Source organism: Pseudomonas fluorescens (assembly GCF_000730425.1).
Classification (GTDB): domain Bacteria; phylum Pseudomonadota; class Gammaproteobacteria; order Pseudomonadales; family Pseudomonadaceae; genus Aquipseudomonas; species Aquipseudomonas fluorescens_X.
Genome location: NZ_CP008896.1, coordinates 1 through 16081, shown reverse-complemented (window position 1 = coordinate 16081; position 16081 = coordinate 1). Strand labels below are relative to the sequence as shown.

The window sequence follows — 16081 nt, the reverse complement described above, 5'->3', positions numbered from 1 at the left end:
TGGGCACAGCATTTTGTGCCACACCACAAATCAAATGTGGGAGCTGGCTTGCCGGCGATGGCGGTGTGTCAGCCGCGAGAAACAGTGGCTGGACTATCGCCATCGCGGGCAAGCCCGCTCCCACTGGGGATCGTGGGCAGGTCTAGAAGTCGTACTTGATGCTGGTCATCAGGTTGCGCGGCGCGCCATACATCCCGTGGTTGCCGGCATAGCTGAAGTACTCGCGGTCGAACAGGTTGTTGAGGTTGACCGAGGTACTCAACTGCGGTGTCACCTCATAGCGCAGCAGCAGGTTGGTAATGGCGTAGCTGCCCTGGCTGAAGGTGTGCAGGTCCTCACCGACCTTGCTCTGCCAGTTCACCCCGCCACCCACGGTCAGCTTGTTCAACACCCCCGGCAGGCGGTAGGTGGTAAAGGTCTTCAGGCTCTGGCGCGGCAAGGTGGTGACGATGCGTTTGTCATCGGCATCAGTGCTGAGCGCATAAGCGTAACCCGCCGACGCTTGCCAGCCTTCGGCCAGTTCACCGTTGAGTTCCAGCTCGACCCCCTCGGTGGTGGTGCCCTTCTCGTTGCGGTAGGTGTTGCCACCCGGGGTGTCGATCCAGATCGCCAGGTTATCCTGTTCCAGCTTGAACAACGCCAGACTGGTGTTCAACTGCTCGTCGAAGAAACTGCCCTTGAGGCCCAACTCGTAGCCCTTGCCTTCCATGGGCTCCAGGGCCTTGTTGTTGATATCGCGTACCCAACTGGCCTGGGGATTGAAGATCTTGGTGTAGCTGGCGTACGCCGACCAGTTTTCGGTCAGGTCGTAGACCACGCCGGCATAGGGAATGTACACGCCGGTTTCCGACTCGCGGGTGCGGGTGGCAATCGCGCCGTAGGGGCTGTCTGCGGTTTCGCGCTTCCAGTCGATGACCCGGCTGCCAAGGATCACGCTCAGGTCGTCGGTCATCCGCAGGCGCGTGCTGAGGTAGGCGGCGTACTGGCTTTCATCCACCGAGGATTTGCCGGTCACTGGGAAGTCCGGCTTGGCCGAGTGCCCATCCCAGCTGAACAGGTTGTCGATGGCGCCCGCCGGTGAGCCGGAATACGTGTAGTTCCAGCCGCCATGGCTGGGCACGTTTTCCTTGTACTTGGACAGGGTCACGCCAGCGATCAACTCGTGCTCGCGCCCCATCAGGTCAAACGGGCCGGTGGCGTACAGGTCGAGATTGTCCTGGCGCGGCGTGCCAGAGAAACGCACCGGCAACTGCGTGGTACCGCTGCCATCGCTGTTGAGGCTGCCGTTGACGTAGTTGAATACCTCATCGAACTTGTTTTGCGAATGAGTGAACTCGGCCTTGGCGCTCCAGCCGCTGTCGAACTTCTGCTCGATGGCGGTAAAGAAGCTGGTCTGCTCATGGTCGTTATAGGACCAGGCCGGCGCAGTGTTCAGGGAGCGGCTGAGGTTGCTGCGCGAACCATCGGTAAAGCGTGTAGGCAAGCCGGAACGCGCCGGGGCGTCGACGTCGGTACGCAGGGAGCTGAAGCCCAGGGTCAGCAAGGTATCTTCGGTCAGGTCGACCTCAGTGATGCCGTATAGCAGCTGGGTCTGCTGCTTATAGCGGTCGATCCAGGCATGTTCGGTCTTGTAGTCGGCCACCAGGCGCCCGCGCACATGGCCGGTTTCGGTCAGCGGACCGGACACGTCGAGACCACTGCCGTAACGGTCCCAGTTGCCTGCGGCGGCGGTGACGCTAGCCCGCGCTTCGGCCGTCGGGCGCTTGCGGATCAAGTTGATGGTGGCCGAGGGGTTGCCCATGCCGCTGATCAAGCCGGTGGCGCCGCGCACCACTTCCACCCGGTCGTACATCGCCATGCTCTGGGTGTAGTTGTCCATGCGCGTGACGGTGGGCACGCCGTCGATTTCAAAGTTCTGGATCTGGAAACCACGGGAGAAATAGCCATCGCTTTCCGAACCCAGGCCATCCCGTAACACGATGATCCCGGGGGTAGCGTCCAGGGTATCGGACAGATTGGTCAGGCGCTGGTCGTCGAGGCGCTGGCGGGTCATCACCGTCAGAGATTGCGGGGTTTCCCTGGGGGTCAGGTTCAGGCGAGTGGAGCTGCTGGAAGACTGGGTGGTGTAGGAGCCGGTGCCTTCGGTGGTCGACCCAGGCGCCTTGCCGGAAATCGATACGGTGCCCAGTTGCAACGCGCCGCCAGTAGGGCGAGGTTCCAGGGAGTAGTTGCCGCCACTGTCGCGCACGGCTTGCAGCGAGCTGTTGCTCAGCAGGATTGCCAGGCCGGTGTCGAGGTCATACCGCCCTTGCAGGCCTGGGCTGGTCTGCCCTTGTGTGAGCGCCGCCGGATAGGACAGCAGGATATGCGTGGCCTGGCCAAACTGGTTCAACGCACTCGCCAGTGAGCCTGGGGCAATATCGAACGCCTGCTGCGGAGCGGCCACCGCCCAGGTCGGCGCCAGCAACAACGGTGCGGCCACACCGAAGCGGGCGATGCCACGGACGACGGCCACGGCCAGTGTTTTTTTCAGTGTTGCCCGAATGGTACGTTGCGGGTGCATGCCCTGTTCCCCAGATAGGTGAGTGTCTGGGGATATAAGTCTCGTGAGAGGGAGAAACGGACCACCTGCATGCAAAATAAATTCATACCTGCGCGCGACGCGGCTTGAGCGTGACCCAGAACCGCGTGAAATGCTGCACATCCAGCTTGAGGGTCTGTTGCAGCGCCGCAAGAATGCGGTCGGTGTCGGCCAGCGGATAAGTGCCGGACACCCGCAGCTCGCGCAAGCTCGGGTCACAGTCCAGGTGCCCGCGCCGGTAGCGACTCAACTCACTGAGGAAATCTTCCAGACGCAGGCCCTCGGCGACAATCATGCCGCGACTCCAGGCCAGTTCGCCGGCGCGCTGGGGGCGCCGCGCCAGCAGTGTCTGCTGGTCAAAGCTGATGATTTCGCCGGGGCGCAGGCTCAGCTTGTGCGATGGAATCTGCGCCACCAGTGGCTGCTGGTCAGCCCCCAACTGGGTAAAACCATCGCGCTGGCGCACGCTGAAGCGCCCACCCGTGGCATGGGTCAGGCCCTCGGCGGTTTTCACCCACAGCGGGCGGGCGTCCAACGGGCTGGGCACCACCAGGATTTCCCCGCGCAACAGATGGATCTGACGCCGGTCGGGGCTGTAGTTCACATCCACGGCGGTGTCGGTGTTGAGCTGGATCTCGGTGTTGTCTGCCAGATCGATACGCCATTGCTCACCCACCGTGGTGTTGAAATCGCTGGTCCAGGGTTGCAACAGTCCGCTATCCCGGGCGCTCCACGCCATGCTGCCGGTGGCCAGCAACAGGGCCAGGTTCTTCAGGACCCGACGCCGGGATATCGCCGGCAACAAGGTCGCGCTGACCAGGGCTTGGTGCGCCGGATGGCGCACCTCATGCATACGTTGGAAAAATCGCTGGGAATGCTGCCATGCCTGCTCGTTCAGCGGGTCTTGCTGACGCCAGGCCTGGCACTGCGCGCGGGTCTGTTCCGTGACGTCCGGCGCCTGCAACTCCAACTGCCAATGCATGGCTTGCTCGGCGGCTTCCAGGGTCAGGGGTGACGGCTTCATGGGCGCTGGCTGTCGAGCACAATGCACTGGGCACCGGCCTTGACGATGTAGCGCTTGACGGTAGTGATGCTGGTGCCCAGGCGCTCGGCAATTTCGCCGTGGCTCAAGCCCTCGAGCTGGGACCAGAGGAAAGCCTGGCGCACCGGCAATGCCAGGCGGCTGAGCACTTCATCGAGGGCCATCAGGGTTTCCAGGAGTAGCCACTGTGTCTCGGCGCTGGGCGCCACTTCTTCCGGTAGCAGCGCCAAGGCTTGCAGGTAGGCCTTTTCCAGCTTTTGCCGACGAAAGTGATTGGACAGCACGCTCTGTGCGACTTTGACCAGAAAGCTGCGGGGAGCCTGGACTTCAAGGGGTTGATTCTTGGCAAGCAGGCGCAGGAACGTGTCCTGGGCCAGGTCAGCGGCGCTCTGCGAGCAGTTCAGACGACGCCATAGCCAGTGCTGCAGCCAGCGGTGTTGTTGCTGATACAGGGTGGCCAGGTCAGTAGGGCTTGTCGCAGGGGTCGAGGGCATGGAGGGCGCGCATAGAAGGTAAGCCGTAAATGATAACGGTTATCATATGCTTCATGGCGCAATGCCTGCAAGTGGCATACGGCTTGTAGGACTTGCCAACGCATCCACTGCAGGAGCCGGCTCGCCGGCTCCTACAAGGGTCAGGCGTCAGTCTTCCAAGGGTTGCGGTGCGTGCTTGCCAGGCTTGGCCCCAGGCTTGCCTGCCGCCGGCGCGGCGGGTTCAGGCTCGGTCGGTGCGGCGGCTTCTTTTTCCGCCTGAGGCATCTTGTCGACAGCCGCAAAGAACTCTGCAAGGTCCAGGGTATCGGGTGGCACGGTCTTTTCGACCTTCTTCTCGCCGTCCTTGCCCACCAGGATCACTTTGGTCCCGGCACTGGCGCCAAGCTTCAGGGCGCGGATCAGTGCGTTGGTGTCCTGGGCGCCGAGGTCCTTACCATCACGTTGGCCGACGGTGCCGATGCTCGTGTAGTTCACGGTGTAGAGCACCATGTTGCGCTCGGCGAACTTCTGTTTGTTCTCAGGTTGTTCAAGGGCTTTTTTGAGATCGACCTGAGTCGGGTCGATGGAGCTGGGTGCGATCACGATCAGCGGGCGGAATTTGCCTTGATCCTGTTCCAGCGGGCCTCGGTTATCCGCAGCCAACAACGGCCCCGTAAACGCCATCAAGGTAGCCAGGGTCAGCGACCGGACGAGCATGCGTACCTCCTTCCAATTCCATGCAGAGTTTTTGAGTTTCATGTCTGCGACAGCCAATTTCAAGGATGATTCCTACGCGACTATCAGAAAGAGTAGGCTAGGACGCCCGTGACGCAAGGGCTTGAGGCACCTCGCAGCTCATTGTTTCTTCTGATTGCCAAGGCTCACTGCTCGGGCCACTGCGGCCAGTGCCAGGCAAAGACCGGAGCCACCTGGGGGTCACCATCCACCTGCGCCAGGGCCTGGGCGCATGCGGGGTGAGCGTGCTGCAGGACCTCCCGCACGCCCTCCCAGCGGGAGACAGCCGCCGCCATGATGCCCAGGGCATTGGGCCGCCCCTGCGGAGTAAACAACTGCCCGGCAAACTGCTCGGCAAATACCTGCCAGGTTCGGTGCAGCTTCTGTTGCGTGCCCGCGATCAACTGCGCCTGCACCGCCTCATCGGCGTTGTCGAGAAAGCGTTGCGGGTAGTCAATGATGGTGATTGCCGAATAGCAGTTGGCGGCGATATACACCAGGCCGCGAATGATCTGCGCGCGGTTGCCGGACAGCAACCCGCAAGTCGGATATTCCAGGCCCAGGTGGATCAGGATCGCCGCGCTTTCAGTCAGCACACTGCCATCGGGCAGTTGCAGGGTGGGAATTTGCCGCAGCGGGTTGATCTGCCCGAGGGCCTCCATCCCCGCCGCATCGCCCCAGGGGCTGGCATCGACCTGCCGCCACGGCACGCCGCAACGTTGCAAGGCGATTTCGACGATGCACGAACCAGAGCTTTGCGTGCCGTAGAGCGTGTACATGGAGCGTTCCTCCGACAAGGTCAGCGTCCAGAGTGAAACGTTTTCCCCTGGTTAAAACAAGCCCATCTGACCGCCGACCAGGGTGCTGAAATCGTCATCGACAAACGGCAGGATCGCATCGGCCACCGGCTGCAATTGCCGGGTGACGTAATGGTCATAGTCAATCGGCGCCTGGCGTACTTCCAGGGGTTCGGGGCCGTTAACGGTGATCACGTAACGGATCCAGCCACCGTTCTGGTATTGCCGTGGGCGGCCCTGGCGGTCGTTGTACTCATCCGCCAGGCGCGCGGCCCGCACATGGGGCGGGACGTTGCGTTCGTAGTCGCCCAGTTGCCGGCGCAGGCGCTTGCGGTAGATCAGCAACTCATCGAATTCGCCACTGAGGGTACGGCGCACATAGTCGCGTACATAGTCCCGGTGGGGCTGGCGGTGGAAGATGCGCTGGTATAGCTCTTGCTGGAACTGGCGGGCCAGGGGCGACCAATCGCTGCGCACGGTCTCCAGGCCTTTGTAGATCATCTCTTCACTGCCATCGGCACGGGTCACAAGGCCCGCATAACGCTTCTTGCTGCCCTCCTCCGCACCGCGAATGGTCGGCATCAGGAAGCGGCTGAAGTGGGTTTCGTATTGCAGTTCCAGGGCGCTTTGCAGGCCGAATTCGCTGTGTAGCCGTTCACGCCACCATTGGTTGACGTGTTGCACCAGGCCCTGGCCGATGCGTGCGGCATCTTCCTGGGAGTGAGCACTGCCAAGCCAGACAAAGGTGGAGTCGGTGTCGCCATAAATCACTTCATAGCCCTGGGCTTCGACCAGCTCGCGGGTCTGGCGCATGATCTGGTGGCCGCGCAGGGTGATCGATGACGCCAGCCGTGTGTCGAAGAACCGACAGCCACTGGAACCGAGGACGCCGTAGAACGCGTTCATGATGATCTTCAGGGCTTGGGACAACGGCGCGTTATGCTCGCGCTTGGCCACCTCGCGCCCCTCGGACACCCGCGCCACAATCGACGGCAGGCAATGCCGGGTGCGGGAAAACCGGGCACCGCGAAAGCCTTCCACCGACTGGCTGTCGTCGGGGTGACGCAGGCCTTCGATCAGGCCCACAGGGTCGATGAGAAAGCTGCGGATGATCGACGGATAGAGGCTTTTGTAGTCCAGCACCAGCACCGACTCGTACAGCCCCGGCCGCGAGTCCATGACAAAACCGCCAGGGCTGGCCTGGGGCGGTTTGTCCCCAAGATTGGGTGCGACAAAGCCCTGGCGATGCATCAGTGGCATGTACAAATGGGTGAATGCCGCCACCGAACCTCCGTTGCGATCCGCCGGCAGGCCAGTGACGCTGGCCCGTTCCAGAAGGAACTTGAGCAACTCGGTCTTTTCGAAAATCCGCGTCACCAGCTCGCAGTCCTTGAGGTTGTAGCGCGCCAGGGCGGGCTTGTCCTCGGCGAACATGCGGTTGATCTCGTCCATGCGCTGGTAGGGCGTGGAGATTGATTTGCCCTCACCGAGCAAAGTCTGGGCGACGTTTTCCAGGCTGAATGACTCAAAGGTCCAGGTCGCCGAACGCAAGGCTTCAATGCCATCGATGATCAGCCGCCCGGCAGCGGCGGCAAAGTAATGGTTGCGGCTGCCGTGCTCGCGCCAGGCCATGGCCTCGCCGCCACGGCCAAGCAACAATGGCACGTTAAGGCGTTTGGCATGCTCGTGGAGGACCCGCAGGTCAAACTGCACCAGGTTCCAGCCGATGATCGCATCGGGGTCGTGCTGCGCCAGCCATTGGTTCAGGCGCTCCAGCAACTGAGCGCGGCTGTCGCAGTATTCGAGTCTGAAATCCACGGCGTCAGTTTTGTTCGATGGGCCGAGCATGTATACCTGGCGCTCGCCACAACCTTCCAGGGCGATTGAATACAGCTCACCGCGTGCAGTGGTTTCGATATCCAGGGACACCAGCTTCAACGCCGGGCGGTAGTCCGGCGCAGGTTTCATCTGCGCGTCCAGCAACATCCCGCCTTCACCCGGCGAGCCGCCGAACGCCACAGGCGCGGTGATAAAACGCTCCATCATGTAGCGCTCGGGCGGGCGCACATCGCCTTCGTAGACATCCACGCCGGCCTGGCGCAGGCGCTTTTCCAGGTCCATCGCCTGGCGATGCTGGCGGGTGTAGAGGCCCAGGACCGGGCGGTAATGAAAATCACACAGTTGCAGCGGGCGCAGGTCCACGTCCCGTTCACCCTTGATCACCCGTTGCGCATGCTCGCGATGGGCCTGCGGAATAAACATCACCGAAGGCTGCACCGGTAGACGGATATACCGCGGCCCCTGGTCGGTCGCCAGCCAGAAGCTGACCTCCGTGCCCGCCGGGGTGTCGCGCCAATGCCGGGTCAGGACAAAACCCTGCTGTAAATCCACCTTGCCGCACCTCAGGAATCGCTTTCAGGGCGCGATTCTACTCGGCATCCGCCGTCAGGCCTTAATAGAAATTCCCACCTTCCAGAAAAGTCGCACGGCCAACTACGCTCTGTCGATCACCACACCAACATTCAGCAATGGGCGGCTACCTGATCCAGGGCGATCCACGGCTGGCCAAGCCATCGGCAAGCATCGAGTTCTAACCCCCTCTGTGGGAGCCGGCTTGCTGACGATAGCGGTCTGCCTGGCACGACGTCATCGCTGGCAAGCCAGTGCCTACAATGGGAGGTTAGGCGTGACAGGCCGGCCCCAACTGCGTAGCTTTCACAGACCGCGCACAAGGACTCTGGCATGGCCCCCGACCTCACCTCCATCGAACTGTTCCTCAAGACGGTCAAGCTCGGCAATCTGTCCCGGGCTGCCGAGCAGTCGCACCTCTCGCTGTCCGCGGCCAGCCGGCGCCTGTCGTTGCTGGAGCAGCATTTCAAGGTCGTCCTGCTGCACCGCTCCTCCACCGGGGTCTCGCCAACAGCGGCAGGTGAAGTGCTGGCTGAGCATGGGCTATCGATTTTGCGTGCGGTGGATGTGATGCACGCCGACCTCGCCGACTACGCCAAGGGCGCCACCGGCCGCGTATGCCTGTATGCCAACAGTTCAGCGATGAGCCAGCAATTGCCCAGCCAACTGACCCAGTGGAATGCCCTGCACCCGGGTATCCGCCTGGATATCCGCGAGGAGCGCAGCCGGGAAATCCTCCAGGCGGTGCGCGATGGCGTGGCCGATGTAGGCATCGTCACCACTCAACCGGGCGGCGATGAATTGCGTTTTATCCCGTACTGCCAGGACCGCCTGTGCCTGCTGGTGCCCGATGATCATCCGTTCAAGATGCGCCACGCACGCTTTGCGGATTTGCTGGGCTACGACTTCGTCGGCCTGGAGGACAACGCCGCCATTACCGCACTGATCACCGAAGCCGCCGCCGCGATTGGCATGCCGCTGCGCCTGCGGGTTCAGGTGCGCAGCTTTGAAGCCGTATGCCGGCTGATTGCCGCCGGGCAAGGGGTTGGCGTGCTGCCCCAGGGCGCGGTGCAGATCTTTCGCAAGGAAATGGCCTTGCGCTTTATCGAAATCGACGACCCATGGGCTGACCGCCAGATGTACCTCTGCATGCGCCAGCAACAGCCCTCTCCTACAAGCCTGGCGTTATTCGACTACCTCGCTGCCTGTCACCGCGCATAACCAGTGGCCTTCGAGTTTTGCGAAGGCCACTTCCATAATCAGCAATTCCCCCACCGTTGTACCTGTGCCAAGAATGTCCCCGCCTCACTGACAACAACAAAAACAGGAGACACGGCGTGTCCAATACCACGACCAGTACCCCCCATCGTATTGCCGTGATTCCCGGCGACGGCATCGGCCGCGAGGTGGTGCCCGAAGGCCTGCGCGTACTGGAGGCCGTCAGCCGGCGCTTCGGCATCGCCTTTGAGTTCGATCACTTTGCCTGGTGCAGCGAGCACTACCTGGCCCACGGCACCATGATGCCGGACGACTGGGCCGAGCAGATCGGCAGCCATGACGCGATCTTCTTCGGTGCCGTGGGCGCACCGGACATCATTGCCGACCATACGGCGGTGTGGGAGTCGTTGCTCAAGATTCGCCGCCAGTTCGACCAGTACGTCAACATCCGCCCGGTACGCCTGATGCCCGGTGTGCCCTGCCCGCTCGCCGGCCGCGTGCCGGGGGATATCGACTTTATCGTGGTCCGGGAAAACACCGAGGGCGAGTACTCCAGCGTCGGCGGGCGGATGTGGGAAGGCACGCCGCGCGAAATTGCGGTGCAGGAATCGATCTTCTCCCGCGAAGGCGTGGACCGTGTGGTGGACTATGCCTTCAAACTGGCCCAGCAACGCCCACGCAAGCACCTGGTGGCCGCCACCAAATCCAACGGTATTTCCATCACCATGCCGTTCTGGGATGAACGGGTGAACCTCATCGCCCAGCGCTACCCGGACGTCAAGACCGCTAAGTTCCATATCGATATTCTGTGTGCGCACTTCGTGCAGCATCCGGACTGGTTTGACGTGGTGGTGGCCTCCAACCTGTTTGGCGACATCCTCTCCGACCTCGGCCCGGCGTGTACCGGCACCATCGGCATTGCCCCGTCGGCCAACCTCAACCCCGAGCGGCGCTACCCGTCGCTGTTCGAGCCGGTGCACGGTTCGGCACCGGACATTGCCGGGCTGGGCGTGGCCAACCCCATCGGGCAGATCTGGTCGGCCGCGTTGATGATCGAGCATCTGGGCCAGGGCGACCCGCTTTACCAACAGGCCGCAGCAGCCATTGTCTCGGCCATCGAGACGGTGCTCGCCGAAGGCCCGCGCACCCGGGAAATGGGCGGCAGCGCCAGTACGATTGAAGTAGGCGTGGCCATCGCTGAATGCCTTGCCGGAAACAGGAGTTGAACATGATCAACGCACATTACATCGCCAACCAATGGCAGGCCTCGACGTCGCTGGAAGATATTCCGGTGATCGATCCCAGCAGCGGTGAAACCTATTCCAGCATCGCCCGTGGCACCGCAGCCGATATCGATGCCGCCGTCAGCGCCGCACGCCTGGCCGTCGGCGAAACCTTCGATGGCCCCTGGGGCACCCTGTCGGCCCTGGAGCGCAGCCGCCTGCTGGCCAGACTGGGCGCGGCCGTATTGGAGCACCATGAAGAGCTCGCGCAGATCGAGGCACGGGACACCGGCAAGGCCCTGAAAGTGGCGCGTGCCGATGCCACCGCCCTCGCCCGCTATTTCGAGTATTACGCCGGCGCGGCCGACAAGTTGCACGGCGAGACCCTGCCCTATCAGAACGGCTATACGGTGCTGACGGTACGCGAGCCCCATGGGGTGACCGGGCATATCATTCCGTGGAACTACCCGATGCAGATTTTCGGCCGCAGCGTCGGCGCCTCCCTGGCGGCGGGCAATGCCTGTGTGGTCAAGCCGGCCGAGGACGCCAGCCTGTCGTTGCTGCGTCTGGCGCAGATTGCCGCCGAGGTGGGCTTCCCGGCCGGCGCGATCAATGTGGTGACCGGCTACGGCTATGAAGCAGGCTCAGCGCTGTGCAGCCATCCGGGTATCGATCACATCTCCTTTACCGGCTCCAGCGTGACCGGCACGGCGGTATCCAAGGCGGCCGCCGAGCGGCATTGCCCGGTGACCCTGGAACTGGGCGGAAAATCACCGCAACTGGTATTTGCCGATGCCGATCTGGAGGAAGCCTTGCCGGTGCTGGTCAACGCCATTGTGCAGAACTGCGGCCAGACCTGTTCAGCAGGCAGCCGATTGCTGGTGGAGCGCAGCCTCTATGAGGTGCTGGTGGAAAAACTCAGCCAGCGCTTTCGTGAACTGCGCACCGGCCCGTCGGCGCTGGACCTGGATATGGGCCCGCTGATCAACCAGAGGCAGCAACGCCAGGTACGTGAGTTCGTGCGCGAGGCCGAACAGGCCGGCATCCGCGTGGCCGCCCGCGGCCAGGTGGTGGCCGAGGCCGGCAGTGGCGGTTACTTCCAGGAAGCGGTGCTGTTTCGCGACGTGCCGCCCGACAGCCGTCTGGCCCGGGAGGAAGTCTTCGGCCCGGTGTTGGCCGTCATGCCTTTTGACGATGAGGCCGAGGCCATCCGCCTGGCCAACGGCACTGATTTCGGCCTGGTTGCCGGCGTCTGGACCCGCGACGGGGCCCGGCAAATGCGCCTGGCCCGCAAGCTGCGCTGCGGCCAGGTGTTTATCAATAACTACGGGGCCGGCGGCGGGGTTGAACTGCCCTTCGGCGGCGTCAAGGCCAGTGGTTATGGCCGGGAAAAAGGCTTCGAGGCCCTGCTGGGTTTTACCACCTTGAAGACCATTGCGATCAAACACGGCTAAGCCATCACAACAACAAGAAAGGAGAACACTCCATGCGTCTAGCAAACAAAGTTGCCATCGTCACCGGTGCCGGTTCCGGCTTTGGTGAAGGGATCGCCAAGACCTTCGCCCAGCAGGGTGCACGGGTCATCGTCGCCGACATGAACGCCACGGGCGGCCAGCGGGTGGTCAATGAGATTGCAGCCACCGGCGGCCATGCCCATTTCGTCGAGGTCAATGTGGCCAACGACGAAAGCGTGGGCGCGCTGCTGCGGGCAACCCTGGAGCAATTCGGCGGGCTGGATATCGTCATCAACAACGCCGGTACCACTCACCGCAACCGGCCCATGCTGGAAGTGGACGAGGCCGAGTTCGACCGCGTGTTCGCGGTCAACGTCAAAAGCATCTTCCTCAGCGCCAGGCATTTTGTGCCGCACTTTCGCGGCCAGGGCGCTGGCGTGTTCGTCAACATTGCCTCGACTGCGGCGATCCGCCCTCGCCCGGGGCTGGTCTGGTATAACGGCAGCAAGGGTGCAGTGGTGGTCATAAGCAAGACCATGGCGGCGGAACTGGGTCCGGACAATATCCGCGTCAATTGCGTGAACCCGGTGGTTGGCGCAACGGCGCTGCTCAGTGAGTTCATGGGTGTGCCGGACACCCCGGAAAACCGCCAGAAGTTCATGGCGACCATCCCCCTGGGACGTTTTTCCACCCCGCAAGACGTGGCCAATGCCTGCCTGTACCTGGCCTCGGACGAAGCGGCCTTTATCACCGGCACCTGCCTTGAAGTCGACGGTGGGCGCTGCGTGTAACTCAACGACCAAAGGGATCGGAGTCGATATGTGCGACTTGCATAACAAGAACGAACCGAGTACCAGGCAACTCCTCGATGGCCTGCCAAAGAACTGGGGTAAATGGGGGCCGGACGATGAAGTCGGCGCCCTCAATTACCTGACCGAAACCGAAGTGCTGCGTGGCGTGGCTTCGGTCCGCCAGGGCAAGACATTTACCCTGCAAGTGCAGATCGGTCATCCGGGAGGCGATCCGATGTGGCCGGCGCGCAACCCGTCGATGCGTTTCAATACCCTGGATCACAGCCACTACCATTTCGGCAAGCAGCCGCAAATGACCGGCGGCGCGGCATACTGCGACGATGTAATCTTCATGCAGCTGCAAGGCTCGACCCAGTACGACGCCTTGGGGCATGCCTGGTACGACAACCAACTGTGGAACGGTTACGACGCCATGAGCACCGTCGGCGGCATGGCCAAGGCCAGTGTGCTGGCGATTGCCGAACGCGGCGTGGTCGGGCGCGCGGTGCTGATCGACATGGCCCGCCATCGCGGCAAAAAATACCTGGGTCGTGGCGAAACCTTCAACCACCTGGACCTGCTGGCTGCGGCCAAGGCCCAAGGCGTGACCATCGAAAAACGCGACATCCTGATCATCCGTACCGGTTCCATGGGTGCGTTCTACGAGTATGGCAAGACCGAGTTCTTCAAGGACCTGGTGGAGCCCGGGCTGACCTACAGCCGGGAATTGGTGGAATGGTTCCATGCCATGGAAATCCCCAACCTGGTGACCGATACCATCGCCAACGAGGTGATCACCGATCCGGTGTCAGGGGTGCAGATTCCATTGCATTGCGCGCTGATGCGCAACCTCGGCATCGCCTTTACCGAGATTGTGCTCCTGGAGGAACTGGCCGCCGATTGTGCTGACGACGGCCAGTGGAAGTTCCTCTACACCGCTGCACCGTTGAAGATTGTCGGTGGCAGCGGTGCACCGGTGAATCCAGTGGTAATCAAGTAGCTCACCCATCGCAGGACACGGCTAGGAACGCAGTGGCACGCGCCCTAGACGTGAGGGTCTCCCGGAACCTTGGCGGGCGTGGCGTATTGCGGTTTCAGGTGACCTTGCTGATCAAGCAACCAGGCATCCATGATCTGGCGTACTACCGGGCCCGCCACGCGGCCGCCTGCCTCGCCATTTTCGATCATGACTGAAATCACGATCCTGGGGTGTTCAGCCGGCGCGAAGCCGACGAACAAAGCATTGTCGCGGTTGCGCTCACGGGTCTTCAGGCGGTTGTAGCGCTCACCCTGCTTGATCGCCACCACCTGTGCGGTGCCGCTCTTGCCAGCGATCCGGTACTGCGCGCCGGCGGCCGAGGCCCGGGCAATCCCCCGTGGGTCGTGCATGACCATTTGCATGCCATGGTTGACCTGATCCCAGTCACGCGGGTTCTTGAGGACAACATTGGGCATGGGGTGTTCGTCCACGGGTGGTACACCGTCAATGGTCTTGGCCAGGTGAGGACGATTCCATACCCCCTTGTTGGCGATCAGCGCGGTGGCCTGGGCCAGTTGCAACGGGGTGACCTGCATATAGCCCTGGCCAATGCCCAGGATCACGGTTTCGCCCGGGAACCAGGGCTGGCGACGGGTCGCGCGCTTCCAGGCCTGGGACGGCATCAGGCCGGCGGACTCCTCGAACATGTCCAGGGAGACTTTCTGGCCGAGGCCGAACTCGGCCATGTAGTCGTGCAGGCGATCGATTCCTAGCTTATGGGCCAGGTCGTAGAAGTAGGTGTCATTGGAGCGCATGATCGCGGTGTCCATATCCACCCAACCATCACCACTGTGGTTCCAGTTGCGGTATTTGTGATCAAAGTCCGGGAGCTGGTAGTAACCGGGGTCAAAGACCCGGGTCTGTGCGGTGACCACCCCACTGTCGAGGCCGGCGATGGCCACTTCCGGCTTGATCGTAGAGCCCGGCGCATACAGCCCGCGCAGGACCCGGTTGAACAAGGGGCGGTCGATGGAGTCATGCAGCGCGGCATATTCCTTGAAGCTGATACCGGTGACGAACGCGTTGGGATCAAAGCTGGGCTTGCTGACCATCGCCAATACTTCGCCGGTTTGCGGGTCGAGAGCCACCACCGAACCGCGACGATCGCCCAAGGCTTCTTCGGCGGCCTCCTGCAGCTTGATATCCAGACTCAGGACGATGTTTTTACCGGGGATCGGGTCGGTGTGCTTGAGCACGCGCAGAACGCGGCCCTGGGCATTGGTCTCGACCTCTTCATAACCCACATGACCGTGCAGCTGCGACTCATAGAAACGTTCGATGCCGGTTTTACCAATCGATTGCGTGCCACGGTACTCGACTGAATCCAGCTGCTTGGACTCTTTTTCGTTGATGCGGCCCACATAGCCAATGGAATGCGCAAAGTGCGCACCCAACGGGTAATGACGCACGAACTGTGGCGCCACATCCACACCTGGCAGGCGGAATTCGTTGACGGCCAATATGGCGATCTGTTCTTCAGTCAATTCATAAAACAATGTCACGGGCACAAATGGGTGGCGCGCCTGCTTCAGGGCCTTGTCGAAGAGTGCGCGGTCTTCGGCGGGCAGATGCAGGAGGGTAATGATCGAGTCCAACTCGCCCTTGAGGTCGGTAGCCCGTTCGCGAGTGACGGTCAGGTTGTAACTGGGACGGTTATCGGCCAGGACCACGCCATTACGGTCATAAATCATGCCGCGAGTCGGGGTGATGGGCAGAACGTGGACACGGTTGTTTTCGGAGATGGTGGAGTGATAGTCGAACTCCACCACTTGCAGGAAATACAGGCGGGCGACCAGGGTACAGGTGACGCCAAGCACCAGCATTGCGCAGGCCAGCAGTCGCTTGTTGACCAGGCGATGCTCTTTTTCGTGGTCTTTGATCGGTATAGCTTCGGGCATTTCTACAGCATCTCGTTGAATAAGGGCGATGCCGCATCCTGCGGTTGAAAGGCCTGTCCCTGAAAAGCTGCTGCACCATACCAAAAATCACGAAACACTTTGTATTGAATTGGCCGAGCGGCAATGGAATCGCCAGTGCCGGGTTTTGATCTCTTGCGGCCAGGCGTTTGAAGTTAGCTGTAGCAACTTTCGAGCGCCCAAAACAAAACCCCAACTGCTCTCGCAATTGGGGTTTCGGAATTTAATCTTGACGATGACCTACTCTCACATGGGGAAACCCCACACTACCATCGGCGATGCATCGTTTCACTGCTGAGTTCGGGATGGGATCAGGTGGTTCCAATGCTCTATGGTCGTCAAGAAATTCGGGTACTGAGTCGTGACCAAACGGCCTCGCTTCAGCAAATTGGGTATGTAATAG

12 protein-coding genes and 1 rRNA gene are annotated in these 16081 nt (G+C 61.8%); 5 read left to right on the top strand and 8 right to left on the bottom strand.

From position 1 onward, the window contains the following. Window positions 1–142 precede the first annotated feature (142 nt). The 6 genes from HZ99_RS00065 to HZ99_RS00040 all read right to left on the bottom strand — a co-directional run bounded on the left by HZ99_RS00065 (window position 143) and on the right by HZ99_RS00040 (window position 8019). Window positions 143–2563: a TonB-dependent siderophore receptor gene (locus HZ99_RS00065; protein ID WP_051902957.1), complete on the bottom strand. Its 2421-nt coding sequence runs from the start codon at window positions 2561–2563 to the stop codon at window positions 143–145. Between the two features lie 82 nt (window positions 2564–2645). Then, complete coding sequence (locus tag HZ99_RS00060) at window positions 2646–3605, bottom strand: FecR domain-containing protein (RefSeq protein ID WP_038440364.1); 960 nt, start codon at window positions 3603–3605, stop codon at window positions 2646–2648. Further along, entirely contained in the window at window positions 3602–4117 is a 516-nt protein-coding gene (locus HZ99_RS00055; protein ID WP_038440362.1) for a sigma-70 family RNA polymerase sigma factor, read from the bottom strand. The genes HZ99_RS00060 and HZ99_RS00055 overlap by 4 nt, the downstream gene beginning before the upstream one ends. A gap of 147 nt (window positions 4118–4264) precedes the next feature. Further along, on the bottom strand, window positions 4265–4813 hold the full coding sequence (locus HZ99_RS00050; RefSeq protein WP_038440361.1) for a DUF4174 domain-containing protein: 549 nt from the start codon (window positions 4811–4813) through the stop codon (window positions 4265–4267). A 164-nt stretch (window positions 4814–4977) separates the two neighbouring features. Next, window positions 4978–5610 (bottom strand): glutathione S-transferase N-terminal domain-containing protein, encoded by a 633-nt coding sequence (locus HZ99_RS00045; RefSeq protein ID WP_038440359.1) that lies wholly within the window; start codon window positions 5608–5610, stop codon window positions 4978–4980. 51 nt (window positions 5611–5661) lie between these two features. Continuing rightward, a complete protein-coding gene (locus HZ99_RS00040; protein WP_038440357.1) occupies window positions 5662–8019 on the bottom strand; it encodes a DNA polymerase II in 2358 nt (785 codons plus the stop codon). A 351-nt stretch (window positions 8020–8370) separates the two neighbouring features. Between HZ99_RS00040 and HZ99_RS00035 the strand changes: the two genes are divergently transcribed. The 5 genes from HZ99_RS00035 (at window position 8371) to HZ99_RS00015 (ending at window position 13723) form a co-directional block, all read left to right on the top strand. After that, window positions 8371–9258 (top strand): LysR family transcriptional regulator, encoded by an 888-nt coding sequence (locus HZ99_RS00035; protein WP_038440355.1) that lies wholly within the window; start codon window positions 8371–8373, stop codon window positions 9256–9258. A gap of 116 nt (window positions 9259–9374) precedes the next feature. Then, window positions 9375–10481 carry a tartrate dehydrogenase gene (locus HZ99_RS00030; protein WP_038440352.1) on the top strand — a complete coding sequence of 369 codons (1107 nt, stop codon included), beginning with the start codon at window positions 9375–9377 and terminating at the stop codon, window positions 10479–10481. A gap of 2 nt (window positions 10482–10483) precedes the next feature. Further along, a complete protein-coding gene (locus tag HZ99_RS00025; protein ID WP_038440350.1) occupies window positions 10484–11932 on the top strand; it encodes an aldehyde dehydrogenase family protein in 1449 nt (482 codons plus the stop codon). Window positions 11933–11964: 32 nt separating this feature from the next. Continuing rightward, entirely contained in the window at window positions 11965–12723 is a 759-nt protein-coding gene (locus HZ99_RS00020; RefSeq protein ID WP_038440348.1) for an SDR family oxidoreductase, read from the top strand. A gap of 28 nt (window positions 12724–12751) precedes the next feature. Continuing rightward, window positions 12752–13723 carry a cyclase family protein gene (locus HZ99_RS00015; protein ID WP_038440347.1) on the top strand — a complete coding sequence of 324 codons (972 nt, stop codon included), beginning with the start codon at window positions 12752–12754 and terminating at the stop codon, window positions 13721–13723. A 44-nt stretch (window positions 13724–13767) separates the two neighbouring features. Here HZ99_RS00015 and mrdA read toward each other — a convergent pair whose 3' ends face one another. Both mrdA and rrf read right to left on the bottom strand, forming a co-directional pair. After that, window positions 13768–15660 (bottom strand): penicillin-binding protein 2, encoded by a 1893-nt coding sequence (gene mrdA / locus HZ99_RS00010; RefSeq protein ID WP_038440346.1) that lies wholly within the window; start codon window positions 15658–15660, stop codon window positions 13768–13770. A 245-nt stretch (window positions 15661–15905) separates the two neighbouring features. After that, window positions 15906–16021: ribosomal RNA gene (gene rrf / locus HZ99_RS00005) — 5S ribosomal RNA — on the bottom strand. Window positions 16022–16081 lie beyond the last annotated feature (60 nt).